The sequence below is a fragment of the Halochromatium glycolicum genome, assembly GCF_016584085.1.
Classification (GTDB): domain Bacteria; phylum Pseudomonadota; class Gammaproteobacteria; order Chromatiales; family Chromatiaceae; genus Lamprobacter; species Lamprobacter glycolicus.
This window is the reverse complement of sequence record NZ_NRSJ01000021.1, coordinates 88895-113664: the sequence shown is the minus strand read 5'-3', so window position 1 is coordinate 113664 and position 24770 is coordinate 88895. Positions and strand designations below refer to the sequence as shown.

25 protein-coding genes and 1 pseudogene are annotated in these 24770 nt (G+C 64.0%); 25 read left to right on the top strand and 1 reads right to left on the bottom strand.

The window, feature by feature from the left end; all coding sequences use genetic code 11:
• Positions 1-5 precede the first annotated feature (5 nt).
• The 25 genes and pseudogenes from miaA (at position 6) to CKO40_RS12635 (ending at position 23750) form a co-directional block, all read left to right on the top strand.
• Positions 6-995, top strand: a complete 990-nt coding sequence (miaA, locus tag CKO40_RS12755) for a tRNA (adenosine(37)-N6)-dimethylallyltransferase MiaA (RefSeq protein ID WP_200346598.1) — start codon at positions 6-8, stop codon at positions 993-995.
• A 154-nt stretch (positions 996-1149) separates the two neighbouring features.
• Entirely contained in the window at positions 1150-1401 is a 252-nt protein-coding gene (gene hfq / locus CKO40_RS12750) for an RNA chaperone Hfq (protein ID WP_200346597.1), read from the top strand.
• A gap of 57 nt (positions 1402-1458) precedes the next feature.
• Positions 1459-2709: pseudogene (gene hflX, locus CKO40_RS12745) on the top strand (ribosome rescue GTPase HflX); the annotation flags it as partial.
• 685 nt (positions 2710-3394) lie between these two features.
• A complete protein-coding gene (hflK, locus tag CKO40_RS12740; protein ID WP_200346595.1) occupies positions 3395-4570 on the top strand; it encodes an FtsH protease activity modulator HflK in 1176 nt (391 codons plus the stop codon).
• Positions 4570-5496, top strand: a complete 927-nt coding sequence (gene hflC, locus CKO40_RS12735) for a protease modulator HflC (protein ID WP_200346594.1) — start codon at positions 4570-4572, stop codon at positions 5494-5496. Before hflK ends, hflC begins: the two co-directional genes overlap by 1 nt.
• 747 nt (positions 5497-6243) lie before the next feature.
• Positions 6244-6429 carry a DUF2065 domain-containing protein gene (locus CKO40_RS12730; RefSeq protein ID WP_200346593.1) on the top strand — a complete coding sequence of 62 codons (186 nt, stop codon included), beginning with the start codon at positions 6244-6246 and terminating at the stop codon, positions 6427-6429.
• A gap of 11 nt (positions 6430-6440) precedes the next feature.
• Complete coding sequence (locus CKO40_RS12725) at positions 6441-7625, top strand: ATP phosphoribosyltransferase regulatory subunit (RefSeq protein ID WP_200346592.1); 1185 nt, start codon at positions 6441-6443, stop codon at positions 7623-7625.
• Between the two features lie 83 nt (positions 7626-7708).
• Positions 7709-9004, top strand: a complete 1296-nt coding sequence (locus CKO40_RS12720) for an adenylosuccinate synthase (protein WP_200346591.1) — start codon at positions 7709-7711, stop codon at positions 9002-9004.
• Between the two features lie 65 nt (positions 9005-9069).
• Positions 9070-9330: an OadG family protein gene (locus CKO40_RS12715; RefSeq protein ID WP_200346590.1), complete on the top strand. Its 261-nt coding sequence runs from the start codon at positions 9070-9072 to the stop codon at positions 9328-9330.
• 120 nt (positions 9331-9450) lie between these two features.
• Positions 9451-11247, top strand: a complete 1797-nt coding sequence (oadA, locus tag CKO40_RS12710; protein ID WP_200346589.1) for a sodium-extruding oxaloacetate decarboxylase subunit alpha — start codon at positions 9451-9453, stop codon at positions 11245-11247.
• Positions 11248-11251: 4 nt separating this feature from the next.
• Complete coding sequence (locus CKO40_RS12705) at positions 11252-12385, top strand: sodium ion-translocating decarboxylase subunit beta (RefSeq protein WP_200346588.1); 1134 nt, start codon at positions 11252-11254, stop codon at positions 12383-12385.
• A gap of 64 nt (positions 12386-12449) precedes the next feature.
• Complete coding sequence (locus tag CKO40_RS12700) at positions 12450-13031, top strand: YceD family protein (RefSeq protein WP_200346587.1); 582 nt, start codon at positions 12450-12452, stop codon at positions 13029-13031.
• A gap of 42 nt (positions 13032-13073) precedes the next feature.
• The gene (gene rpmF / locus CKO40_RS12695) at positions 13074-13250 is read left to right on the top strand and encodes a 50S ribosomal protein L32 (RefSeq protein ID WP_200346586.1); all 177 of its coding nucleotides are present in this window, start codon (positions 13074-13076) and stop codon (positions 13248-13250) included.
• A 122-nt stretch (positions 13251-13372) separates the two neighbouring features.
• Entirely contained in the window at positions 13373-14428 is a 1056-nt protein-coding gene (gene plsX, locus CKO40_RS12690) for a phosphate acyltransferase PlsX (protein ID WP_276570814.1), read from the top strand.
• The gene (locus CKO40_RS12685) at positions 14425-15384 is read left to right on the top strand and encodes a beta-ketoacyl-ACP synthase 3 (protein WP_200346585.1); all 960 of its coding nucleotides are present in this window, start codon (positions 14425-14427) and stop codon (positions 15382-15384) included. Before plsX ends, CKO40_RS12685 begins: the two co-directional genes overlap by 4 nt.
• A 16-nt stretch (positions 15385-15400) precedes the next feature.
• Positions 15401-16345, top strand: a complete 945-nt coding sequence (fabD, locus tag CKO40_RS12680; protein ID WP_200346584.1) for an ACP S-malonyltransferase — start codon at positions 15401-15403, stop codon at positions 16343-16345.
• Complete coding sequence (gene fabG / locus CKO40_RS12675; RefSeq protein ID WP_242477008.1) at positions 16338-17093, top strand: 3-oxoacyl-ACP reductase FabG; 756 nt, start codon at positions 16338-16340, stop codon at positions 17091-17093. The genes fabD and fabG overlap by 8 nt, the downstream gene beginning before the upstream one ends.
• Before the next feature lie 150 nt (positions 17094-17243).
• Positions 17244-17480: an acyl carrier protein gene (acpP, locus tag CKO40_RS12670; protein WP_200346583.1), complete on the top strand. Its 237-nt coding sequence runs from the start codon at positions 17244-17246 to the stop codon at positions 17478-17480.
• Between the two features lie 156 nt (positions 17481-17636).
• The gene (gene fabF / locus CKO40_RS12665; RefSeq protein ID WP_200346582.1) at positions 17637-18875 is read left to right on the top strand and encodes a beta-ketoacyl-ACP synthase II; all 1239 of its coding nucleotides are present in this window, start codon (positions 17637-17639) and stop codon (positions 18873-18875) included.
• Complete coding sequence (gene pabC / locus CKO40_RS12660) at positions 18835-19797, top strand: aminodeoxychorismate lyase (protein ID WP_200346581.1); 963 nt, start codon at positions 18835-18837, stop codon at positions 19795-19797. The genes fabF and pabC overlap by 41 nt, the downstream gene beginning before the upstream one ends.
• Positions 19794-20825 carry an endolytic transglycosylase MltG gene (gene mltG, locus CKO40_RS12655; protein WP_200346580.1) on the top strand — a complete coding sequence of 344 codons (1032 nt, stop codon included), beginning with the start codon at positions 19794-19796 and terminating at the stop codon, positions 20823-20825. Before pabC ends, mltG begins: the two co-directional genes overlap by 4 nt.
• Positions 20825-21505: a dTMP kinase gene (gene tmk, locus CKO40_RS12650; protein WP_200346579.1), complete on the top strand. Its 681-nt coding sequence runs from the start codon at positions 20825-20827 to the stop codon at positions 21503-21505. Before mltG ends, tmk begins: the two co-directional genes overlap by 1 nt.
• Positions 21498-22538, top strand: coding sequence for a DNA polymerase III subunit delta' (gene holB, locus CKO40_RS12645; RefSeq protein ID WP_200346578.1), 1041 nt, complete (start codon positions 21498-21500; stop codon positions 22536-22538). The genes tmk and holB overlap by 8 nt, the downstream gene beginning before the upstream one ends.
• Positions 22539-22556: 18 nt before the next feature.
• A complete protein-coding gene (locus CKO40_RS12640; RefSeq protein ID WP_200346577.1) occupies positions 22557-22928 on the top strand; it encodes a PilZ domain-containing protein in 372 nt (123 codons plus the stop codon).
• 9 nt (positions 22929-22937) lie between these two features.
• Complete coding sequence (locus CKO40_RS12635; RefSeq protein WP_200346576.1) at positions 22938-23750, top strand: TatD family hydrolase; 813 nt, start codon at positions 22938-22940, stop codon at positions 23748-23750.
• Positions 23751-23793: 43 nt separating this feature from the next.
• Here CKO40_RS12635 and CKO40_RS12630 read toward each other — a convergent pair whose 3' ends face one another.
• Positions 23794-24651 carry an SDR family NAD(P)-dependent oxidoreductase gene (locus tag CKO40_RS12630; RefSeq protein WP_200346575.1) on the bottom strand — a complete coding sequence of 286 codons (858 nt, stop codon included), beginning with the start codon at positions 24649-24651 and terminating at the stop codon, positions 23794-23796.
• Positions 24652-24770: the final 119 nt, after the last annotated feature.

Genomic DNA, 24770 nt, shown 5'->3' with positions numbered 1-24770 from the left:
CGCGGATGGATAACGCCTTACCTCACGCGAGCCCAGCAGCTGACGCAAGCCCGGCCTCAAGCGCGTTGCCGCCGGCGATCCTCATCACTGGCCCGACCGCCTCCGGCAAGACCGAGCTGGCCTTGGCGGTCGCCGAGCACTTCCCGTGTGATCTGATCAGTGTCGATTCGGCGATGGTCTATCGCGGCATGGATATCGGGACCGCGAAGCCTGGACCCGAGGTGCTGTCGCGTCATCCACACCGGCTCGTGGACATCTGTGAGCCGACCGAATCCTACTCGGCGGCACGGTTTCGCACCGATGCGCTTGCGGCGATGGGCGAGATTACGGCGGCAGGTCGGGTTCCGCTGCTGGTCGGCGGCACCATGCTCTACTGGCGTGCATTGGCGGGTGGTCTATCACCGCTGCCAGAGGCGCAGCCGCAGGTCCGCGCAGGCCTTGCCGAGCGACACGCGCGCCGCGGCGCGGCAGCGATGCACGCTTGGCTCACCGAGGTGGACCCAACGACGGCCGCACAGGTCCATCCGAATGATCCGCAGCGCGTTCAGCGTGCACTGGAGGTGTTCTTGGTGACCGGTCGTCCGATGAGCGAGCTTCGGACCGGCGGGTCGCAAAGCGGGTTGGCGTATCGGGTGCTCAAGCTGGCGCGCTCACCGCGCGATCGGGCGATCCTGCATCAGCGCATCGCGCGGCGCTTCGATGCGATGCTTGCGGCCGGGTTCGAGGACGAGGTGCGACGACTCCGGGCGCGCAGCGATCTCGATGCGGATCGTCCTGCGATGCGCTGTGTCGGTTACCGTCAGCTATGGGCCTACCTCGAAGGTGCGCTCGACGATGCTGAGATGCATGCCCAGGCCGTCGCGGCGACGCGCCAGCTGGCCAAACGCCAGTACACCTGGCTTCGTGCCGAGTCGGACTGCAACTGGCTGTGGGATCAAGAGGGGCTCGAGCGCGATACGCTCGAGCGGGTGCGGGCCTTCCTCGAGGCCGGTTGAGGGCTGCTGTCCGATCCGCCGTTCGGCGGGCCCCTTGCGCTTTGCAGCCGCATAGGCCCTTGCCGCTGTGCTATCGTGCAACGTTTAACTGCAGTATTCTCAGGTGCTGTCGTCGTCCCGACAGCACCTGATAAAACAATAAGGGGAAGCGCCCATGTCCAAAGGGCAAAGTCTGCAAGACCCATTCTTGAATGCCTTGCGCAAAGAACGGATTCCGGTCTCGATCTTCTTGGTGAACGGAATCAAGCTACAGGGTCAGATCGAGTCGTTTGACCAGTTCGTCGTGCTGCTGAAGAACAATGTCAGCCAGATGATCTACAAACACGCCATCTCCACTGTGGTGCCGACGCGTAACGTGAAGCTACCGCAACCGCAGGAGGGCGTCGCACAGGAGGATGACAGCTGATCTCGATGCGAGTCCGCGAGCCCTTGACCAGCGCCGCTGTGCCCGGCGGGTGCTCAGATGTTTGAGCGTCCGCAGGGCGGCGAGCGCTCGCTGCTGGTCCAGATTGCGATGGGAGAACCGGTCCCACCCGATGCGGTCGAAGAGTTCCAGCTGCTGGCAAAAGCGGCGGGCGCCGAGGTGGTCGGCACCCTCGGCGGGTCACGCGGTACCCCTGATCCGCGGCTCTTCATTGGCTCCGGCAAGGCCGAGGAACTGCGGGGATTGGTTGCGTCCGCCGGTGCTGAGCTCGTCATCTTCGATCACGCGCTCAGCCCGGCCCAGGAACGCAACCTCGAGCGCCTGCTCGCCTGCCGCGTGCTCGACCGCAACGGGCTGATCCTCGATATCTTCGCCCAACGCGCGCGCTCGGCCGACGGCAAGCTGCAGGTCGAGCTCGCACAGCTGAAGCATCTCTCGACGCGACTGGTGCGCGGCTGGACCCACCTGGAGCGGCAGAAGGGGGGGATCGGCCTGCGCGGACCCGGTGAGACCCAGCTCGAGACCGACCGCCGCCTGCTTGGTCGGCGGATCGCGCTGCTGAACGAGCGGCTCTCCCATGTCGAGACACAGCGCGGTCAAGGACGGCGTGCGCGGGACCGGGCCGAGATCCCGGCCGTCTCGCTTGTCGGCTATACCAATGCCGGCAAGTCGACGCTGTTCAATCGGCTCACCGAGGCCGGGGTGTTTCAGGCCGACCAGCTCTTCGCGACACTCGATCCGACGCTGCGCCGGCTGTCGCTGCCCAATGGTCCAGCAGTGGTCCTTGCCGATACGGTCGGCTTCATCAACGGCCTTCCGCATGAGCTTGTTGCGGCCTTCCGTTCGACGCTCCAGGAGACGCGCGAGGCGTCGCTGTTACTGCACGTGATCGATGCCTCGTCGCCAGAGCGTGACCGGCGGATCGGCGATGTCGAGTCCGTGCTCGACGAGATCGGCGCCCAGGAACGCCCGCAGCTGCTCGCCTACAACAAGATCGACCTGGATGCGGATCAACGCCCTCGTCTGGATCGCGATGCCGAAGGTCGGCCTTGGCGGGTCTGGTTGTCTGCGCAGACCGGCGAGGGCGTCGAGCTGCTGTTGCAGGCGCTGAGCGAACGACTACGCGGCGAGGTCGCGCAGGAATCCTTGCTGCTCGGCCCACAAGACGGGGGGCTGCGTGCCTGGCTGTTCGAGCATGCCCGTGTGCTTGAAGACGCCGGAACCGATGCCGGAGGCTGGCGTATGCGGGTCGAGGTGTCACAGCATCAGCTGCAGCGTGTGCTGCAGAAGGATCGGCGCTGGCAGCGCGGCCGCCTAGCCGATCAGAAGGCGATGGGTGGTGTGCGCAGCGGGGAGATCGATGACGGGCACACTGGACAGCAGGCAGTCGATTCAGCGCCAGCAACGACCCTTCCGGCGCTGGATGTGCTGCAGTCGACGGGGTCGTATCCTGGCGGCAACGGTGAGGGTTCCAAGCCGGGCGATGCGCATGGCGCCCAGATACGTCCGCAATCCGACTCGCACGCCGTCCCGGCGTCCACCGTTGAGACGGGCGATCTTCCGGACATGCTCTGCAATGGCAGCTCCCAGTGGTCGGACTAGGCGTCCCCCGACGCGCCTGAGCCGTTGCGGAAGCTGTGAGGCGAACGGCCTTGGCTGCAGAGGCCCTGCAGGACCAATGGGTCTTCTGGTCGCGTCCGTTGTGGCCCCGAGACCTGCCAACGTACAATGTCGGGTTCGAATGCGGAGAGCGCATGCTTGATAAGCGATACCTGGGCGGCACTTTCGACCTGGTCACGCTGTCTGGGTTAGCGTCGGCTCGGGTGATAGGCAAAGGTCGCGGAAGCAACGAAGCGCTTGACTGAGGATTGAGCACTGCCTGCAGCTCGCCGAGGCCCGGCTCACGGATGGGTCGCCTCTCATTGCTGGCGTGCGAAAGACTGTCACGGTACAACACAGATGAATCGGAGCAACTATGGCCTGGAATGAACCGGGAGGTGGCAACCGGGACCCCTGGGGTAGCAACCAGGGCGGCCCTGGCAATCAGGGTGGGCCGCCTGATCTCGATGAGATCGTCCGCAAGCTTCAGGAGCGGGTGAGCGGCCTGTTCGGTGGCAACAAGGGATCGGGCAGTGGTGGCGGCGGGCCAAGCGCCGCGGACATCAGCTTCAAGACCATCGGCATCATCCTGGCCGGTCTCTTCGTGGTCTGGCTATTCACCGGTATCTACATCGTCGATCCCGCCGAGCGCGGTGTCGTGCTGCGATTCGGTGCTTACGTCAAGACGACCGCCCCGGGGCCGCATTGGCACATCCCGTGGCCGATCGAGCGTGTCGAGATCGTCAACGTCGATGAGATCTCCTCGTTCAGTCACAAGGCGGCCATGCTGACCCAGGACGAGAACATCGTCGACGTCGAGCTGACGGTGCAGTCGCGCATCCAGGATGCCGCGAACTTCCTGTTTCAGGACCAGGCGCCAACCAAGACGCTGCGCGATGCGACCGAGACCGTCGTCCGTAAGACGATCGGCGGGTCAAAGCTCGATTTCATCCTGACCGAGGGCCGCAGCGCGGTCGCGGCGATGATCCAGCAGGGCGTGCAGGACCTGATGGACGAATACAAGACGGGCCTGCTCGTGACCTCGGTCAACATGCAGCCTGCAAAGCCCCCGGAGCAGGTCAAGGACGCATTCGATGACGCGATCAAGGCGCGCGAGGACAAGGAACGGCTCGAGAACAAGGCAGAGGCCTATGCCAACGAGATCCTGCCGCAAGCACGAGGTGAAGCGGCGCGGGCCGTTGCCGATGCGAAGGCCTATCGGGATCGCGTGATAGCCTCGGCTGAAGGTGAGACCTCGCGCTTCAATGCGATTCGCACCGAGTTCGAGAAGGCGCCCGAGGTGACGCGGGAACGTATCTACCTGGAGACGATCGAATCGGTGCTGAGCGGCGGCAACATGGTGCTGATCGACGTGCCGCAGGGCAACAGCCTGATGTACCTTCCGCTCGACCAGATCATGCGTAAGCAGCAGACATCGGCATCCTCGTCGTCCGGGACCTCGATGCTCGATCGTTCCAGCAACACTCAAGACAGCTCGCGTACCGCATCGACCCCGATCCGTGATGTCTCTCGTGAGCGGAGATCGCGCTAATGGATGACACCAAGAAGATCCTCATTCCTGCTGCTGTTGCGTTGCTGGCCCTGATCGTCTACGCATCGACCTTCACGGTGCAGCAATGGGAGACGGCCATCAAGCTGCGGCTCGGTGAGATCGTGCGCAGCGGCTACGAGCCGGGACTGCATGTCAAGGTTCCTTTGCTGAACAACATCATGCACTTCGATGCACGCATCCAGACGCTCGACTCGCGTCCCCAACGGTTTCTGACGATCGAGAAGAAGGATGTGATCGTCGACTCCTACACCAAGTGGCGCATCGACAACGCCGCCCAGTTCTTCCGTTCGACTGGCGGCAACAGCGGTCGGGCCGAGCGCCTGCTCTCGGAACGGGTCAACACCGCGCTGCGCGACGAGTTCGGTAAGCGCACCATTCAAGAGGTGGTGTCAGAGGACCGTATCGAGCTGATGAAGGCGCTGACGAAGGAGACCGACACCCAGGCCGCCGAGCTCGGCGTCGAGGTGCTGGATGTCCGAGTCAAGAAGATCGATCTGCCGCCGGAGGTCAGTGAGTCGGTCTACAACCGGATGCGGGCTGAGCGAGAGCGCGTCGCGCGCGACCTGCGCGCCAAGGGTGCGGAGGCGGCTGAGCGCATCCGCGCCGACGCGGATCGGCAGCGTACTGTGATCATCGCCGATGCCTATCGCGAGGCCGAGGAAACCCGCGGTCAGGGCGATGGTAAGGCGGCCGAGATCTATGCGAACGCCTACCAGAAGAACCCGAGCTTCTATGCGTTCTATCGAAGCCTGGATGCCTACCGGCGTACCTTCGCGCAGAAGGACAGCACGCTCGTGCTTGCTCCCGATTCGGAGTTCTTCCGCTTCTTCAACTCGCAGGACCCTGGTACCTCGGCAAGCCTGACCGACTCGGCGAGCCTTCCGGGAATGGCGTCTCAGCCTTAGGCGATTGCCGGAAAAGCTCGTACCGAATTGCGCAGGATGTTCGTTTGCCTTCAAGGAGCGTCGCCGGGAGCATAGCCGGGCTATGTGACCGGCGGCGCGACGAAGAAGGCGAGCGAAAAGACCAGCAAGGCGGTATGAGCTTTGACAGAAATCGCCTTAGAAGCCCTAACAGAATGCCCTCTACGGCTTAGCCAATCAGCAGCTTGTGCAGGCTAGCCAGGCATTTGATAGGGCCTCGTAGGTTAGTCCGCGAATCGCGCGGGCAGGCAGGTCTCTGTGCAGGGCGGCCAAATGGATTCGGCCGCCTTGCATGCATCTCGGTGCGGCCATTGACCGCTGCGCACTGGTCCGGGTCAGGCAAGGGCCTGGCTTGACTGCGATCTTGTGGCGGTTGGCCATCGCCGTCGACTGTCGACCGCTCGGGTCGAGAGGGCATCTCACCGCGCCACGGTGGGACAGTGCCTTGGCCGTCTCGGACCTGCCCGCGCGCCGGCGCCGTCCGTTCGGTCTTCGAGTCGGGTATGGCTCGACCCTGCTGTCAATCGTCTGACCTGTTTTTGCAAGCGTCTCTTGCAAGCGTCTCTGGCCTGGGGCATCGGCAGTCACGCGCTGTGGTTTGCGATGCCCTGACGCGCCGGATGGACAGCTCAACAGGGTTCTGTAATCATCGCGTCTTGTTCCAGGCCTCCAGGACCTCTGACGCCGCTAACACATCCAGACGCCCGAGTTGCACGTCGAGCTATCCCCATGTGGCATGCATTGCTGCTGGCGCTCTCGCTGATGCTTGTCATCGAGGGGCTGATGCCGTTCATCGCGCCCAATCTGTTCCGCCGGCTGTTATTGCAGGTCGCCTCGCAAGAGGCGCGCGAGCTGCGCGTCGCGGGGCTTGTGAGCATGCTCAGCGGCGTTGCTCTGCTGTATCTGATCAACTGAGTCCGAAGCCGATGAACGACGAGCGTTGGCTGTTGCCGACCGGCATCGAAGAAGTGCTGCCCGCCCGTGCTGCTGAGCTCGAGCGATTACGGCGTCGCCTGCTCGACCTCTATCAGAGCTGGGGTTATGAGCTCGTGATCCCGCCGTTCATCGACTACCTGGAGAGCCTGCTGACAGGGACGGGGCGCGACCTGGACCTGCAGACCTTCAAGCTGACGGATCAGTTGAGCGGCCGACTGCTCGGGATTCGGGCCGATATGACCCCGCAGGTCGCCCGTATCGATGCGCATCATCTGCGGCGGGACCTGCCGACGCGGCTGTGCTACCTCGGCACGGTACTGCACACCCGCAGCGATGGGTTCGCCGGCAGCCGCAGCCCGTTGCAGATTGGTGCCGAGGTCTATGGACATGATGGGCCTTCGAGCGATGTCGAGGTCTTGCGCCTGCTCGTGCGAACGCTGGAGACTGCGGGTATCGAAGCGCCTTACCTGGACCTCGGCCACGTCGGCGTCTATCGTGGCCTGATCCAGCAGGCGGGATTGTCGCGCAGTGACGAGCTGCGCCTGTTCGATGCGTTGCAGCGCAAGGCGGGTCCTGAGGTTGAGACCATCATTGCCGAGACCGGCGTCTCTGGCTCGGTCGGTGACATGCTGCTGTCGTTGGTGGAGCTCAACGGCGACGATGCGCTGGCGCGCGCGAGCTCGATCCTGAGCGGTGCTGATGGCCCTGTAAGGGCTGCCATCGATCGTCTGAAGCAGGTAGCCGAAGAGCTTGGACGTTGGTTGCCCGACCTGCCGGTGCATTTCGATCTCGCCGAGCTTCGGGGTTACACCTATAAGACGGGGGTCGTGTTTGCGGCCTTCGTGCCTGGCTGGGGCCTGGAGATCGCCCGAGGCGGGCGTTATGACGAGATCGGACGGGTGTTCGGCCGGGCCCGCCCCGCGGTTGGCTTCAGTGCTGATCTCAAGGGGCTGATTGCGCTCTCCGGAGAGGGCGGCGCCAGTGTGCAGGCCTGTGACGGCGTGCTGGCGCCCTGGGATGCGGACCCGGCCCTGGCACGCTATATCGAGCGCCTGCGCGCCGAGGGACGCCGGGTGATCTATGCGCTGCCCGGCCAGAAAGGGGCGCCGCGGGACTTCAATTGTTGCGAGCAGCTGGCGCGCGTCGACGGTGACTGGCGGCTGATTCCAGGCTGACGCCTGAGTCGTGACCAGCTCGAAGGCTGCATCGCCAGCTCGTAACCTCGGCTCGGTAGAGAGTCGTAAGACAAGGGGCTTTCATGGGTAAGAATGTCGTCGTAATCGGTACCCAGTGGGGTGACGAGGGCAAGGGTAAGGTCGTCGACCTGCTGACCGAGCGGGCGGGTGCGGTGGTCCGCTTTCAGGGCGGACACAACGCCGGGCATACGCTGGTGATCGATGGTGAGCAGACCATCCTGCACCTGATCCCGTCGGGCATCCTGCACCGAGATGTCCGCTGTCTGATCGGTAACGGCGTCGTCCTCTCGCCGGAGGCGCTCCTGAGCGAGGTCGCGATGCTCGAGCAGCGCGAGGTGCCGGTGCGTGAGCGGCTCGGGATCAGCCCCGCCTGTGCGCTGATCCTGCCGCATCACATCGCCCTCGATGCCGCGCGTGAGCAGGCTCGCGGGGCCAAGGCGATCGGTACCACCGGGCGCGGCATCGGGCCGGCCTATGAGGATAAGATCGCACGCCGAGGCATCCGCCTTGGCGAGCTCGTTGATCCGCTGCAGTTCGAGGAGCGGCTGCGCGAGGTGCTGGACGAGCACAATTTCGTGCTCCAGCACCGCTTCGGTGCCGATCCGGTCGACTTCGGTTGCAGTCTCGACGAGGCGCTCGCGCAGCGTGAGCAGATCCTGCCCTTGATGGCCGATGTGACCGGTGAGCTGGCCCGTTTGCGACGCAGCGGCGCGAACGTCCTGTTCGAGGGTGCTCAGGGCGCCCTGCTCGATATCGATCACGGGACCTATCCGTACGTGACCTCGTCGACGACGACCGCCGGTGGTGCAGCGAGCGGCAGCGGAGTCGGTCCGCTCGACCTCGACTACGTGCTCGGGATCGTGAAGGCCTACACCACCCGTGTTGGTGGCGGGCCCTTCCCGACCGAGCTGCTCGATGCCGAGGGCGATCTGCTCGGGGAACGCGGGCATGAGTTCGGTGCAACGACCGGGCGCAAGCGCCGTTGCGGATGGTTGGACATGGTTGCGCTGCGACGCGCCTTTGCGGTCAACAGCGTCTCTGGGCTCTGCGTCACCAAGCTCGACGTACTCGACGGGATGGAGCGCCTGCGAATCTGCGTTGCCTACGAGCTCGATGGTCGTGAGCTCGATGCGCCGCCCGTGACCGCCGACGAGCTCGCCCGTTGCAAGCCGCGCTACATCGAGCTGCCGGGTTGGCAGACCTCGACGGTCGGCGCCGAGTCGATCGACGCCTTGCCAGAGGCGGCACAGCGGTACCTCGAAACCCTTGGCGAGCTCGGCGGGGTGCCGGTCGAGATCGTCTCGACCGGACCGGACCGGACGCAAACGGTGGTCATCCGTGATCCGTTCGCGGGCTGAGCGTCTCCAGCGGCTGGTTGCCTCGCGATGCCAGGCTTGGTTCATCCATCGCGGAGCCGAGTGAGATGCCCGAGACGAGTTTGATTAACGAGAGTTTGAGCTTGATGGCCATTGGCATGGGCATCGTGTTCAGCTTCCTGCTGCTGCTCGTGGTCCTGTTACGTGCCATGTCTTGGATCGCCGGGCGGCTCTCCCCGGGGTTGCCAGAGGCGTCTGCGCCCTCGGCGGCAGTGTCGACGGGCAGCGACGCGGTCAGCGCATCGAACGACGAATTGATCGCCGTGATCAGCGCCGCGATCGCGCGCTATCGCTCGAGCCGGCGATGAACTGGAGATTGCTCGCTCTCGTCCCTGCACGGCGGCTGATGCCCTGGAGTCGGTACCCAGAGGGGATTCGGGACCCAGAGATCCTGGTCGCTAGATGGACCCCAAACCGGAAGACAGCCCATGAGTGAATCGAAACCCCTCGGCATTACCGACGTCGTGCTGCGGGATGCGCATCAGTCGCTGTTGGCGACGCGCATGCGCATCGAGGATATGCTACCGATCGCCTCGAAGCTCGATCAGGTCGGCTATTGGTCCCTGGAGAGCTGGGGCGGCGCGACGTTTGACGCCTGCATCCGCTATCTCGGTGAAGACCCGTGGGAGCGGTTGCGTCAGCTCAAGGCCGCAATGCCGAATACCCGTCAGCAGATGCTGCTGCGCGGACAGAACCTGCTCGGCTACCGGCATTATGCCGACGATGTGGTGGACACCTTCGTCGAGCGTGCGGCCAAGAACGGCGTCGAGGTATTCCGCATCTTCGATGCGATGAACGACCTGCGCAATCTCGAGCAAGCGATCCGTGCTGCACTCGAGACCGACGCCCATGCCCAGGGCACGATGTCGTACACGGTCAGCCCGGTCCACAACATCGACTACTGGGTCGACATGGGACGGCGGCTCGAGGACCTTGGCTGCCACTCGCTCTGCATCAAGGACATGGCCGGCCTGCTGCGGCCCTACGTCTGTAAGGAGCTCATCACCCGGCTCAAGGAGCATTGCAGCATCCCGATCGCGATGCAGTGCCATGCGACGACCGGCATGAGCACGGCGACCTACATTAAGGCCGCCGAGGCCGGGATCGACATGGTCGACACCGCGATCTCATCGATGAGCATGACCTATGGCCATTCGCCGACCGAATCACTGGTCGCGATCCTCGACGGGACGCCGCGCGATACCGGACTGGATCTGCTGTTGCTCGAGGAGATCGCGGCCTACTTCCGCGACGTCCGCAAGAAGTACGCGCGCTTCGAGGGCTCGCTGCGCGGCGTCGACTCGCGCATCCTGGTCGCTCAGGTCCCTGGCGGCATGCTCACGAACATGGAGAACCAGCTGCGTGAGCAGGGCGCCCAGGACCGAATGGACGAGGTCCTGGCCGAGATCCCCCGGGTGCGCGAGGACCTGGGCTTCATCCCGCTCGTGACGCCAACCTCGCAGATCGTCGGCAGCCAGTCGGTCCTCAATGTGCTGATGGGCGAGCGTTACAAGAGCATCACCAACGAGACCGCCGGGGTGCTGCGGGGCGCCTATGGTGCAACGCCGGCGCCGGTGAACGCCGAGCTGCAGGCGCGCGTGCTGAAGGATGGTGAGAAACCGATCACCGGCCGTCCGGCCGATGAGCTGTCGCCAGAGATGGACCGGCTGACGGCAGAGCTCCGCGAGATCGCGAAGGCGCGCGGGATCAGGCTGACCGATGCGGCCGTCGACGATGTGCTGATCTACGCGATGTTCCCGCAGGTCGGTCTCAAGTTCCTCGAGAACCGCGGGGATGCATCGGCCTTCGAGCCGCCGCCTTGGGAGCTCGACGCCGCTGAGGCGGCGCCTGCGAAGGCGGCGCCGGCAGCGACGCCTGTCAGTGACGGCGGGCCGGAATCCTATCGCGTCGAGGTCAACGGCAAGGGTTATGACGTCACCGTTTCGCCGCAGGGCATCGTGGATCAGGTGCGTTCGGTGGAGACGGCGGATGAGGTTCCAACCGCGATCGAGGGCCGGGTGATCACGGCCCCCTTGGCCGGCAACATCGTCCGCGTTGCGGTTGGGGTTGGTCAGACTGTCGGGCCGGGCGATGTATTGCTCGTGCTCGAGGCGATGAAGATGGAGACCGAGGTGCGGGCGCCATCGGCTGGGAGCGTCGCCGAGATCCGCGTCAAGGAGGGCGACAGCGTCGCGCTCGGCGCACCATTGCTTGCCTTGGGCTGAATCAATGGATGAGCTCCTGAAGCTATGGCAGTCCATGGGCATCGCCAACATGGACTGGGGGCAGGCCCTGATGATCGCGGTGGGCTGCGGGCTGGTCTACCTGGCGATTGCCAAGAAGTTCGAGCCCTTGCTGCTCGTGCCGATCGGCTTCGGAGCGATCCTCTCGAATATCCCGATCGCCGGGATCGGCGGACCCGACGGGATGATCGGGATGGTCTACGAGGTCGGTGTCGAGACCGGTGTCTTCCCGCTGCTGATCTTCATGGGCGTCGGCGCGCTCACCGACTTCGGCGCGTTGATCGCGCGTCCGTCGACACTTCTGCTCGGCGCCGCCGCGCAGTTCGGGATCTTCGCGACGCTGATCGGGGCGGTCGCGCTGAACTTCATTCCGGGCTTCGACTTTACGCTGCAGGATGCCTCGGCGATTGCGATCATCGGTGGTGCTGATGGGCCTACTGCGATCTTTCTCGCCTCGCGTCTGGCGCCTGATCTGCTTGGCGCGATCGCCGTCGCTGCCTACTCGTACATGGCGCTGGTACCGATCATCCAACCGCCGATCATGCGTTTGCTGACGACCAAGCAAGAGCGGGTGGTTGTGATGCAGCAGCTGCGTCCGGTTTCGCGCTTGGAACGTATCCTGTTCCCGTTCGTGGTACTGCTGCTGTGCGCGTTGGTTCTGCCCTCGGCGGCACCGCTGATCGGGATGCTCACCTTCGGCAACCTGCTGCGCGAGAGCGGGGTGGTCGAGCGCCTCAGCCGGGCGGCGCAGAACGAGATCATCAATGCCGTGACGATCATGCTGGGGCTGGCGATCGGCTCCAAGCTGTCCGCGGACAAGTTCCTGACCGTCGAGACGCTCGGTATCCTGGTGCTCGGCGCGCTCGCCTTCTCGATCGGCACGACCGCCGGCGTACTGATGGGCAAGATCATGTACCGGGCGACCGGCGGTAAGGTCAATCCGTTGATCGGCGCCGCCGGCGTCTCGGCGGTGCCCATGGCGGCGCGTGTGGTGAATCGGGTTGGCCTGGACGAGAACCATCATAACTTCCTGCTGATGCATGCGATGGGGCCGAACGTAGCAGGGGTTATTGGTTCAGCGGTCGCGGCCGGCGTGCTCCTTGCGCTGACCGGGAGCTGAGGCCTGCGCTAGGGGCGCCTCTGAATTGACAGACGCGATGCCTTTGTATTATGATTAAAGGCTTATGTCGGTTTGTTTGCCGGACCTCATTGACCCACGTCGGGCGGCCGCCCAGGAGGCCGTCTTCGAAGGTGAGCTGAGCCTGGCAAGGCTGCCAAGGCTCAACGCCCTGCTCGTTGATGACGAGCGGCTTCCGGGCTTAGACGGGCGGGCTTCGGAATCCGAGCAGGCGCGTTATCGACTGACCTTCGGGCACGACGAGGATGATCGCGCGGTGGTTGTCGGCAGCATCCGCGCAGAGCTGCCGCTGCGTTGTCAGCGCTGTAATGAAGGGTATCGGCTGCCGGTGGATGCGCCGGTTCGGCTGGCGCTGGTCGAAGGCGTCGACGAGGCGAATGCCCTGCCGGATCACTATGATCCGCTGCTGCTCGATAATCGCTTGCTGCGTCCAGCGGATCTTGTCGAGGATGAGCTGATCTTGGCGGTCCCGGCGATCCCGCGCCATCCAGACTCGGACTGTGTGCCGCCGACGATTCCCGGCGCTGATACGGACGAGGGCGCAGTAGACGAGGCGGATGCGGCGGTCGAGGCCCATCCATTCGCGGCCTTGGCGCACTTCAAGGCCCGGCGAGAAGACAACGAATAGGGCGATGCGCCACCCGAGAAATCGACCCAGGCGGAGATCGAAATGGCTGTTCAGCAAAACCGTAAAACCCCTTCCAAGCGCGGCATGCGCCGCTCCCACGATGCGCTCTCGCGCCCAACCCTGTCCGAGGACGGGACGACGGGCGAGATTCATCGTCGCCATCATGTGACGCCAGACGGTTTCTATCGTGGCCGTAAGGTCGTCGACAAAGAAGACTGAACGCTCCGTGCATCACGGTTGATGGGTCAGATCGTAAGGCCTGATGCCCCGCTGCAAAGCGCGGCCAGCGTCCGCTATGCTGGCGCTGGCCGAGCTCTTCTCGTCTAAGGAGTTCCCCCATTTTGGCTGCTGCTCGACAGACCCTTGCGTTGGATGCGATGGGCGGTGACCACGGGCCGGAGAGCGTCGTTCCCGCTGCGCTGCGCTTTCTTGGTGAGCGCCAGGACCGGCGGCTGATCCTTGTCGGGCGTGAGGAAGCGATTCGGGCCTATCTTCCGGGCTCGGCGCGTTCGGACGAGCGTATCGAGATCCGCCATGCCTCTGAAGAGGTCGGCATGGATGAGCTGCCCTCGAAGGCGCTGCGCGGCAAGAAGGACTCGTCGATGCGCGTTGCGATCGATCTCGTCAAGCAGGGTGAGGCCGATGCCTGCGTGAGCGCTGGCAACACCGGTGCGTTGATGGCGACAGCACGTTTCGTCCTCAAGACCCTTCCGCATATCGATCGTCCAGCGATCATCACGGCGATCCCGGCGCTGAAGGGGCAGACCCATATGCTCGACCTCGGTGCGAATGTCGATTGCAGCGCTGAGCATCTGTTCCAGTTTGCGGTGATGGGCAGCGAGCTTGTGCGGGCCGTCCAGGATGTGCGTAGCCCTCGGGTGGGCCTGCTCAACATCGGCGCTGAAGAGATCAAGGGGAATGACCAGGTCCGTGCCGCCCATGAGCTGCTCGTCGCGAGCTCGCTGAACTATGTGGGCTATGTCGAAGGCGACGATATCTATATCGGTGATGTGGATGTCGTCGTCTCGGACGGGTTTGTCGGCAATGTCGCGCTGAAGGCGAGCGAGGGCGTCGCGAAGCTGATCGCGCAGATGCTCAAGAGGCGTTTCAAGCGAACACTGCTGAGCCGCGTCTCGGGTTTGCTGGCGCTGCCGGTCTTGCGGGGGTTCCGCGACGAGGTGGACCCGAGGCGCTACAACGGCGCCAGCTTGCTCGGGCTGCGCGGGATCGTCATCAAGAGCCATGGCGGGGCCGATGCCGTTGCCTTCGAGCATGCGCTGCGGATCGCCGATCAAGAGGTTCGATCGCGTGTGATCGCGCGAATCGAGCGTGAGGTCGAGAATCATCTCGGCGAAGCGCGGGCGTTGTTGGCCGGGCCGGCCAGGGTTTCGGCGTGAACCGGTTCGCCCAGGTGTTGGGTACGGGCGGTGCGCTGCCCGCGAAGGTGCTGACCAATCAAGAGCTCGAGCGGCTGGTCGATACCTCCGATACCTGGATTCGCGAACGCACTGGAATCCGTCAGCGCCACATTGCGGCCGATGATGAAACCTGTGTCGACCTGGCCGAGCGTGCAGCGCGTGCGGCGTTGGATGCGGCCGGTGTTGCGCCGGCAGAGCTCGATCTCATCATCGTCGCGACCACGACCCCTGATCAGACCTTTCCGAGCAGCGCCTGCCTGCTTCAAGAGCGGCTTGATAATCACGGTGGCGCCGCATTCGATGTCCAGGCTGTCTGCACCGGTTTCATCTATGCGCTGGCCGTGGCCGAGAAGTTCATCCGAACCGGGAGCGCCGAGCGGGCACTCGTCGTCGGTGCGGAGACCCTCTCGCGCATCCTCGATTGGACCGACCGCGGCACCTGCGTCTTGTTCGGTGACGGCGCCGGAGCGGTCGTGCTCGGCGCGGCGGACGAGCCGGGAATCATCTCGACGCACCTGCATGCGGATGGTGCCTACCGGGAATTGCTGCAGGTTCCTGCTGGTATCGGGAACGGCGGAAACGGGTCGCCTTACATGCAGATGAAGGGCAACGAGGTCTTTCGTGTCGCGGTGACGACGCTCGGCGCCATTGTCGATGACACGCTCGCCGCCAATAGCATGACCCGCGCCGACATCGACTGGCTGGTGCCGCATCAGGCCAACCTTCGGATCATTCAGGCGACCGCACGGAAACTGGATCTGGCGATGGAGCAGGTCGTGGTCACCGTCGATGCGCATGGCAATACCTCAGCGGCGTCGATTCCGCTCGCCTTTGATCAGGCTGTCAGGGATGGCCGTATCCAGCGCGGCCAGACCGTGATGATGGAGGCCTTCGGCGGCGGGTTTACCTGGGGCTCCGCCTTGCTGCGTTATTGAGACTCTGGAGCTTTGCATGAGCACGCATCCCGCCTTCTTGTTTCCCGGTCAAGGCTCGCAGTCGGTCGGCATGCTGTCCGAACTGGCGCAGGCGCATCCGCAGGTGCGCGCCACCTTCGATGAGGCCTCGGACGTCCTCGGCTACGATCTCTGGGCGCTCGTCCAGTCCGGGCCGGAGGAGGCATTGAATCAGACTGAGCACACTCAGCCGGCAATGCTTGCGGCCGGCGTTGCGGTCTGGCGGTGCTGGCGGGAGCAGGGTGGTGCAATGCCCTCGGTCATGGCGGGGCATAGTCTCGGCGAGTACAGTGCACTCGCCTGCGCTGGCGCCTTGACCTTCGCTGACGCCGTCGGGCTCGTTGCCGAGCGCGCGCGCTTGATGCAGGTGGCGGTGCCAGCGGACGTCGGTGCGATGGCTGCGGTGCTTGGCCTCGATGACGAGGCGGTCGCGCTGGTTTGTCGAGAGCAGGCGTCAGGGCAGGTTCTGGAGCCAGTCAATTTCAACGCACCTGGCCAGGTGGTGATAGCGGGCGAACGCGACGCGGTGCTGCGAGCGGTCGAGGCGGCGAAGGCGTCCGGCGCGAAGCGTGCCGTGCTGCTTCCGGTGAGCGTCCCGTCCCACTGTGCCTTGATGCGGGATGCGGCAGCGCAGCTCGCAGCCCGACTCGAGCAGACCGAACTGCATGCGCCATCGATCCCAGTGCTGCACAATGTCAGCGTCGAGGCTGCAGAGTCTCCCGAACAGATTCGAGACCTGCTGATGCGGCAGCTGTATAGCCCAGTGCGCTGGGTGGAGACCGTGAGGGCTATCGCCGACCGCGGGGTTCAGCTCGCAATCGAGGCGGGTCCTGGCAAGGTCTTGACCGGATTGGTAAAGCGGATCGATAAACGGTTGATGACGCTGCCGTTGTTTGACCCGGAAGGATTGTCTAAGGCGGTGGAGGCGAGCGCAAATGGATGAATTGATTCTTGCTGGAGAGATCGCGCTGGTAACCGGCGCAAGCCGAGGGATTGGCGAGGCGATCGCGGCCGAGCTCGGCCGGCTTGGTGCGAAGGTTGCCGGTACCGCAACGACCGATAGCGGTGCATCTCGGATCGCAGACCGGTTCGCTGCAGCCGATATGGCTGGAATCGGTCTCCGTCTTGATGTGAGGGATCAGGGCTCGATCGATTCAACGCTGGCTGCGATCGAGAGCCAGCTCGGTGCGATGCCGAGCATCTTGGTCAATAATGCTGGGATCACGCGCGATAACCTGTTGATGCGGATGAAAGAGGACGAGTGGGACGAGATCCTGGATACCAATCTGTCGTCCGTCTTTCGGCTCTGCAAGGCCTGCTTGCGCCCGATGACCAAGGCGCGCCGCGGACGCATTATCAATCTCAGCTCGGTGGTCGGCGCCAGCGGCAATGCCGGTCAGTGCAACTATGCTGCTGCAAAGGCCGGCATGGTCGGCTTCACCAAATCACTCGCGCGTGAGGTCGGTCCGCGTGGTATCACTGTCAACGCGGTAGCGCCCGGCTTCATCGACACCGACATGACGCGGGACCTGCCCGAGGGTCAGCGCGAGGCACTCCTTTCGAGCATCCCGCTCGGACGTCTTGGGGCGCCCGGCGAGATCGCCGCTGCGGTCGCGTTTCTGGCATCTCCAGGCGCGGCCTATGTCACCGGTCAAACCATTCATGTCAACGGCGGCATGCTGATGGTCTGATCGAGTTCCGGTTGATAACAAGAATGATGAATCGTTTAGGGTGTTAGCTCGCAGCTGAATGAGCTTTCGCCTGCTGATGTTTGTCTCTAAAATGGCGCGGCCTCTGATCGCGGGGGTGACGTGTCTCTACATCCTGAGGGTAAACCAATCATGAGTAGCGTTGAAGAGCGGGTGCGTAAGATCGTCGTCGAGCAGCTCGGCGTTAAGGAAGAGGAGGTCACCATGGACGCCTCATTCGTCGATGATCTGGGTGCCGATTCGTTGGATACGGTCGAGCTCGTTATGGCCTTGGAGGAGGAGTTCGAGACCGAGATCCCGGATGAAGACGCCGAGAAGATCACCAAGGTCAAAGAGGCGGTTGACTACGTCAACGAGCATCTCGGTTAAGGTGCCTATCGCGCAGAGGCGGCGCGAGCCCGACAGGCTCGGCCCTGTTGGCGCGGTTTCGCCGAGGGCGTGTGTTTCGGGACAGTTTGCAAGCTCGGTTCCGGTGCTGCAGCGGCCACAGGTTGCTCGTGGCTCACTCGATTTGAGGGGTATTTCATGTCAGGCAGAAGGGTAGTCGTCACCGGACTCGGTATCGTTGCGCCGGTGGGTCTCGACATTCCGTCCGCTTGGGACAACATCCTTGCGGGGCGCAGCGGGATACAACCAATCACCCATTTTGACGTGAGCTCCTTCAGCAGCCGTTTCGGCGGACCGATCTATGGGTTCGACGTGACGCAATACATCTCCAAGAAGGAGTCCCGTAAAATGGATGCCTTCATCCATTATGGGATCGCTGCGGGTATCCAGGCCATCGAGGATTCCGGCCTCGAGGTGACCGAGGAGAACTGCCGTCGCATCGGCGTTGTGATCGGCTCCGGGATCGGCGGCATCACTGGAATCGAGAACAACTATGGTGCCTATCTCGAGGGCGGGCCGCGCAAGATCTCGCCCTTCTTCGTGCCGGCCAACATCGTGAATATGGTTGCAGGTGATCTCTCGATCAAGTATGGCCTCAAGGGGCCAAACTACTCGATCGTCTCCGCCTGTGCGACCGGTACCCACAATATCGGCGATGCCGCGTATATGATCCGTCATGGCGTGGTCGATGCGATGGTCGCCGGTGGTGCTGAAATGGGGACCTCCCCGGTTGGCCTGGGCGGTTTTGCTGCGGCCCGCGCACTCTCCACTCGCAACGATGACCCGCAGGGGGCGAGCCGGCCCTTCGACAAGGATCGCGATGGCTTCGTGCTCAGCGATGGCGCCGGCGTGATGGTGCTCGAGGAGTATGAGCATGCCAAGGCCCGTAACGCCACGATCTATGCCGAGGTCGTGGGCGTGGGCATGAATTCGGATGCCTACCACATGACGGCGCCCTCGCTGACCGGGGATGGCGCGAGCGAATGCATGCTGCTGGCGTTGGCGGACGCGGGGCTCGACAAGGGCGCCGTCGACTACATCAATGCCCATGGTACCTCGACGCCGGCGGGCGATATCGCCGAGACCAAGGGGATTAAGCGGACCTTCGGTGACGGTGCCTATCGGCTCGCTGTCAGCTCGACCAAGTCGATGACGGGTCATATGCTTGGTGCCGCGGGCGGGGCTGAAGCGATCTTCACCGTGCTCGCGATCCGTGATCAGGTGGCGCCTCCGACGATCAATTATCAGACGCCGGACCCCGATTGCGATCTCGATTACGTGCCGAATACGGCGCGCGAGATGAAGATCGATGTGGCCTTGAGCAACTCGTTCGGCTTTGGAGGAACCAACGGCACCCTGGTCTTCAAACGCGTCTAACCAGACGGCGCCGGCCCAACCCGAGAGGCCGCAGCCCGAGGCGCTCGCTGCGAGTCCGGGCTCGGAAGCGGAGCTCGGAAGCGCGGTCCGCTGCCTCGTCAACGGGGAGGCGATCTCGGAGGTCCCGGTCTCGGACCGGGGGCTCGCGTACGGTGACGGTCTGTTCGAGACATTGGCGGTCCGGGCTGAGCGGCCCTGCTGCTGGCTCGCCCACCTCGATCGGCTGGCGCTCGGTGCGGTCCGGTTAGGTCTCCCGCTGCCATCGCCGGCTCGGCTGCAGCGTGAGGCCGCGGCCCTTTGCAATGGCGTCGCACGAGGGACGCTGAAGATCATCCTCACACGCGGCCCCTCGCAACGCGGATACCGTCTGCCGCCGAATCCACAGCCGACGCGGATCCTGATACTGACCGAGTCGGCGTCTGCAGCCGATGATCGGATCTTCGCGCGCGGCGCACGCGTTCGGATCTGCCATGGCCGACTCGGTATCAACCCTCAGCTTGCCGGCATCAAGCACCTGAATCGGCTCGAGCAGGTCATGGCGCGCTCTGAGTGGTCCGATCCGGCGATCGACGAGGGCCTGATGCTGGACACCGAAGGCGCCCTGGTGTGCGGCACGATGACGAATCTCTTCATGATCGATCACAATGGCTTGCATACGCCACGGATCGATCGTAACGGGGTCGCCGGGACGGCCCGTGCGCGCTTGTTGGCTGAGGCCAGCCGCGCTGGGCTGGCGGTTCATGAACGTCGGCTGACGCTTGGGGACCTCATTCGGGCGCCTGCGGCCGTGCTGACCAACGCGCTGATGGGGATCTGGCCGATTCGGTTCGTTGAGGATCATGAGCTGGACCCGTCGAGGCTGCCGTGGCCATTGCTCGAGCGGGTCCAGGCCCAGCTGCTGCGACCGGGTGCGGATCAGTGAGGGTCCTTGCTGGCGGACTGCTGTCGCTGATACTGGTCGGGGTCGCGGTGCTCGGTATCCTTTGGGTGGAGTATCAGCAGTTCCTGAGGACCCCGGTCGCGCTCGACGATGACCAAGGCCTGATCGAGATCGCCCCGGGCACGACGCTCTTTGCGCTCGCCGAGCGGCTGACCGCTGAAGGCGTGATCGATGATCCCTACTTTTTCGCGGCGCTCGCCTATCAGAAGGGCCTGCAGGATCAGCTCAAGGTCGGCGAGTACGATGTCTCCGCGGATGCGCGCCCGGTGGATCTCCTAGAACGCTTCGCGAGCGGTCGTTCGATCCAGTATCCGGTCACACTGATCGAGGGGCGCACCTTCGATGAGGCCGTCGCTGGACTGGCCGATCATCCGGCGCTGCAGCACGAACTGGTCGGGTTGCCGACGGCCGAGATCATGGAGCGTGTCGGCATCGACGCCGCCCATCCGGAGGGATGGTTGTTTCCGGATACCTATCTGGTCATGCGCGGCAGCTCCGATGTCGAGCTGCTGCGGCGCGCGCATCAACAGATGCGATCGGTCCTTGCCGAGGAGTGGGAACAGCGTGCAGAGGGTTTGCCGATCGAGACCCCCTATGAAGCGCTGATCCTGGCGTCGATCATCGAGAAGGAAACGGGGGTCGCCGAGGAACGTCCGGCTATCGCTGGCGTGTTCGTTCGGCGTTTGCAGCGCGGCATGCGCCTGCAAACCGACCCGACGGTCATCTATGGGATGGGGGATGCTTACGACGGCAATATCCGCCGTGCCGATCTGCGCGAGGAGACCCCGTACAATACCTATGTAATCGACGGTCTGCCGCCGACGCCGATCGCCCTGCCCGGACGCGAGGCGATCCATGCGGCCCTGCATCCAGCCGATGGTGACACCCTCTACTTCGTGGCGAAGGGTGATGGCAGCCATTATTTCTCTGCGACGCTCGAGGAGCACAACTGCGCCGTGCGGCACTATCAGCTCAACCAGCCTTGTCGCGCGCTGCGGGAGTCGCCCTGATGGCAACCGAGCGCGGCCGTTTCGTCACGTTCGAAGGTGTTGAAGGTGCTGGCAAATCCACGCAGCTCGAGCTATTGCTCGATTGGCTGCGGCATCGAGGTGTCGATCCGCTGGTCACCCGCGAGCCTGGCGGCACTGCGACAGCCGAGCAGGTCCGGGCGCTACTCCTTGATTCGGCGAATACCGGAATCGCGCCGGATGCGGAGCTACTCTTGGTCTTCGCTGCCCGAGCCGATCACATCGCGCATTGGATCGAGCCGGCGCTGGCTGCCGGACGCTGGGTACTCTGCGACCGGTTCACCGATGCGACCTACGCCTATCAGGGCGGAGGTCGGCAGCTGGATTGGCAGCGTATCGCTTGGCTCGAGCGCTTTGTGCAGCACGGGCTCGAGCCGGACCTGACACTGTTGTTTGACCTTCCTGTCCGCGAAGGACTGGCACGCGCCCATGCCCGCTCGGCGATGGATCGGTTCGAGCGCGAGGATCTGGCGTTCTTCGAGCGCGTTCAGGCGGCATACCAGCTCCTTGCTGAGCAGCATTCCGACCGTATCGAGGTGATTCCAGCCGATCGGCCGGCCGCCGAGATTGCGGCGGATGTCCGCCGGTGTGTCTCACGGCGGCTGCTCGATGCCCGGTTGAGCGATGTCCGGTTGAGCGATGCCCGGTTGAGCGATGAGTGAGCACATAGGCTCCGGTTGCGCCGATGATGCCTTGCCGCCCTGGCTGGAGCCGACCTGGCGACGGCTCAGACAGACGCATCGTCGCGACCGGCTCGGCCAGGCGCTGCTCATCAGCGGGCCGGCAGGGGTTGGTAAGCACCGTCTGCTCGAAGAGCTGATCCGCCTGGTCCTCTGCGGCGAGCCTTGTCCCGATGACCGACCCTGCGGTCATTGTGCCGACTGTCGCTTGCTCGACGCCGGGAATCATCCTGACAGGGTCCTGGTCGGGCCGGACTCGGCTAGCGCGAGCGGCGAGATCCGCGTTGATCAGGTCCGCGAGGTCTGCAGCCGTGAGGGTCTGACGCCGACCCGTGGGACCTCGAAGGTCTTGGTGCTCCACCCGGCCGAGGCGATGAACGCATTCGCCGCAAACAGCCTGTTGAAGACACTCGAGGAGCCTGTCGGCTCGAGCATTTGGATACTGGTCTCGGAGCGCCCCCAACGATTGCCGCAGACCATTCGGAGCCGCTGCCAGTCGATCGAGCTCTCGGTGCCGCGCGAGCAGGATGCGCTGCCCTGGTTGACTGCGCGCTTGCGTGATCAGGCCCCGCAGCAACAGCATGACGGGAGGCTCTGTCTGAGGGTGGCGCACGGGGCGCCATTACGGGCGCTGGATCTGGCGCTCAGTGGCAAGCTCGAGGCCCGCAAGACCGTCATGGACGGGTTGGCCGCGATCGGCAAGGGGCAGCGGGACCCCATCGCGCTTGCCGCTGAATGGCAGTCGTTCGAGACCGCCGATCTGACTGCGCTGATGATTGATTGGGTCGGTGACTTGCTACGGCTTTCCGCGGATACGGGCGGCACGCGCCTGACCAATCTCGATCTTCAGGGGGTACTTGAAGCGCTTGCGCCACGCCTCGATCCTCGGGAAGGCCATCGGCTGCTGCAGCATCTGTATCGGGCGCATGGCCTGTCCGACGCGCCGCTCAACAAGCAGCTCCTGCTCGAATCGCTCCTCGTGCGCTGGGCACTGGTCATGCAGCGGCGGCCATAGGTTCAGCGAGCACTGCCGATGGACCAAACCTCGAGCCAAACCGACAGTTCCGGCGGTCGGCGCCGTATCCTCAGCCTGGTCATCAAGGATCGCAAGGCGCTGCACGCGGCCTATATGCCATTCATCAAGAACGGCGGCCTGTTTGTGCCGACCACGAGGACCTATCGGCTCGGCGACGAGCTGTTCCTGCTCGTCCAGTTGTTGGACGAGCCCGAGCGCATCCCGATCGCTGGGACCGTGGTTTGGGTAACACCGGTCGGATCGGAGGGCAACCGCGCCGCGGGCGTTGGGGTCCAGTTCAACGAGCAGGACAAGAGCGATGTGCGTCGCAAGTTCGAGCAATACCTACCCGGTGGTGCCGAGGCGCAGCGCCCAACCCACACGATGTGAGGACGCATAATGTTCGTCGATTCCCATTGCCATCTCGACCGGGTCGATCTGTCGCCCTATGCGGGCGACTTCGACGCGATGATCGCCGAGGCCCGCCGTGACGGGGTGCAACATATGCTCTGCGTCTGCATCGACCTCGAGCACTATGGGCCGATGCGACGGCTCGTCGCCGACTACGGCGATATCTCGGTGTCCGTCGGTGTCCATCCGAACGAGCAGTCGGCTGCAGAGCCGGAGGTAGAGCAGCTGATCAAGATGGCCTCCGATCCAGCAGTGGTCGCGATCGGCGAGACCGGACTCGATTATCACTACAATGATGGCGATCTCGACTGGCAGCGCCGGCGCTTCGAGACCCATATCGCGGCAGCGCGCGCCGTCGGCAAGCCGCTGATCATCCATACCCGCGATGCACGCGCTGATACGATCGAGCTGATGCGCGCTTCAGATGCGGGAGCGGCCGGCGGTGTGATGCACTGCTTCACCGAGAACTGGGAGATGGCTCGCCAGGCATTGGACCTCGGGTTCTATATCTCGTTCTCCGGGATCTTGACCTTTAAGAACGCCGGTGACCTGCGCGATGTTGCGGCGCGGGTTCCGTTGGACCGTCTATTGATCGAGACCGATTCGCCCTACCTGGCGCCGGTCCCGCATCGGGGTAAGAAGAACGAGCCGCGCTTCGTTCCCCATGTCGCGGCGCAGATCGCAGCGCTGCACGATCTTCCGGTGGAGCAGGTCGCCGAGATCACGAGCGCGAACTTCTTTACGCTGTTTGAGCGGGCGACCGAGCAGCGCGTCGACCCGGTCAAGGCCAGAGCAAGCTGAGACGCAGCTCGCGCCTCAGACTGAGCACTCGCTATCCGTTTCGCTAGCCTTCGTCCAGGTTGGCTAGCCGCTCGCTGATCTCCCAAACCCGGGCGTTCGCAGCAGGCTCTCCTACCTGTGCAGGGAGCGAGATGATCTCGCAGTCGCCGAAATATTCACCGCTGACATCGGCGACCTCGGGCGATTCGAGCAGATAGATCACCCGCTCGGCTGCCTTCTCTGGTTGCGCGAGCGCCCAGCCAACCAAGAGGCTCACCGCCTTCCAGAAAAACCCCTGGGCGCCGTCAGTCCCGCCGAGGTTGGATTTGAATACGCCCGGAAATACGCAGTTGACGGTGACGCCCGTGCCTTTGATGCGCTTGGCGAGCTCGCGCGTGAAATGGAGCATACCGAGCTTCGATTCGACATAGGCACGCATCATCCTGAATGATCGTCCCTCCCAGTTCAGGTCGCCAAGCTCCATCGAATAGTTGATACGCGTCCCGACGTTGACGATGCGCGCCGGGGCGGCTGCCTTCAGGGACTCGAGCAATAGGTTCGTCAACAGGAAGGGTGCCAGATGGTTGACGGCGAGCGTGCATTCGATGCCGTCTTCGGTGATACAGCGTTTGGGGAATGCGGTACCGGCGTTATTGACGAGCATGTCCAATGCCGGTGCCCGCTCCTTGACCTCCTCGGCAAGGCGCCTGACTTGGGCTTGCGATTTGAGATCGGCGATCAACAGCTCCAGCCGCTCATTGCCCGTTGCGGCCTCGAGCTCCGCGCGCGCCTGCTCGCCGCGCTCAGGGTCTCGGGCCACCATCAGTACCCGCGCACCCCTGGCTGCCAGTGCGCGTGAAATCGCTTTGCCGAGGCCGGAGTTGGCGCCGGTCACCAATGCGGTCTTGTCTTTGAGATCCATCGAGGCTCCTCATGCAAGGGGTCTATCGAGCCAGCGGCGCCCGGGTTTCGGGTCTCGGTACCCGGAATCGAGCGCTTGGCATTCTGTCGCGCTTGGCTGATGATGCAAGATTTCGACCA

Bases quoted from the DNA above. Each gene is read 5' to 3' on its own strand.
- miaA (WP_200346598.1), top strand. From the start codon at position 6: ATGGATAACGCCTTACCTCACGCGAGCCCAGCAGCTGACGCAAGCCCG.
- hfq (WP_200346597.1), top strand. From the start codon at position 1,150: ATGTCCAAAGGGCAAAGTCTGCAAGACCCATTCTTGAATGCCTTGCGC.
- hflK (WP_200346595.1), top strand. From the start codon at position 3,395: ATGGCCTGGAATGAACCGGGAGGTGGCAACCGGGACCCCTGGGGTAGC.
- hflC (WP_200346594.1), top strand. From the start codon at position 4,570: ATGGATGACACCAAGAAGATCCTCATTCCTGCTGCTGTTGCGTTGCTG.
- CKO40_RS12730 (WP_200346593.1), top strand. From the start codon at position 6,244: ATGTGGCATGCATTGCTGCTGGCGCTCTCGCTGATGCTTGTCATCGAG.
- CKO40_RS12725 (WP_200346592.1), top strand. From the start codon at position 6,441: ATGAACGACGAGCGTTGGCTGTTGCCGACCGGCATCGAAGAAGTGCTG.
- CKO40_RS12720 (WP_200346591.1), top strand. From the start codon at position 7,709: ATGGGTAAGAATGTCGTCGTAATCGGTACCCAGTGGGGTGACGAGGGC.
- CKO40_RS12715 (WP_200346590.1), top strand. From the start codon at position 9,070: ATGCCCGAGACGAGTTTGATTAACGAGAGTTTGAGCTTGATGGCCATT.
- oadA (WP_200346589.1), top strand. From the start codon at position 9,451: ATGAGTGAATCGAAACCCCTCGGCATTACCGACGTCGTGCTGCGGGAT.
- CKO40_RS12705 (WP_200346588.1), top strand. From the start codon at position 11,252: ATGGATGAGCTCCTGAAGCTATGGCAGTCCATGGGCATCGCCAACATG.
- CKO40_RS12700 (WP_200346587.1), top strand. From the start codon at position 12,450: ATGTCGGTTTGTTTGCCGGACCTCATTGACCCACGTCGGGCGGCCGCC.
- rpmF (WP_200346586.1), top strand. From the start codon at position 13,074: ATGGCTGTTCAGCAAAACCGTAAAACCCCTTCCAAGCGCGGCATGCGC.
- fabD (WP_200346584.1), top strand. From the start codon at position 15,401: ATGAGCACGCATCCCGCCTTCTTGTTTCCCGGTCAAGGCTCGCAGTCG.
- fabG (WP_242477008.1), top strand. From the start codon at position 16,338: ATGGATGAATTGATTCTTGCTGGAGAGATCGCGCTGGTAACCGGCGCA.
- acpP (WP_200346583.1), top strand. From the start codon at position 17,244: ATGAGTAGCGTTGAAGAGCGGGTGCGTAAGATCGTCGTCGAGCAGCTC.
- fabF (WP_200346582.1), top strand. From the start codon at position 17,637: ATGTCAGGCAGAAGGGTAGTCGTCACCGGACTCGGTATCGTTGCGCCG.
- tmk (WP_200346579.1), top strand. From the start codon at position 20,825: ATGGCAACCGAGCGCGGCCGTTTCGTCACGTTCGAAGGTGTTGAAGGT.
- holB (WP_200346578.1), top strand. From the start codon at position 21,498: ATGAGTGAGCACATAGGCTCCGGTTGCGCCGATGATGCCTTGCCGCCC.
- CKO40_RS12640 (WP_200346577.1), top strand. From the start codon at position 22,557: ATGGACCAAACCTCGAGCCAAACCGACAGTTCCGGCGGTCGGCGCCGT.
- CKO40_RS12635 (WP_200346576.1), top strand. From the start codon at position 22,938: ATGTTCGTCGATTCCCATTGCCATCTCGACCGGGTCGATCTGTCGCCC.
- CKO40_RS12630 (WP_200346575.1), bottom strand. From the start codon at position 24,651: ATGGATCTCAAAGACAAGACCGCATTGGTGACCGGCGCCAACTCCGGC.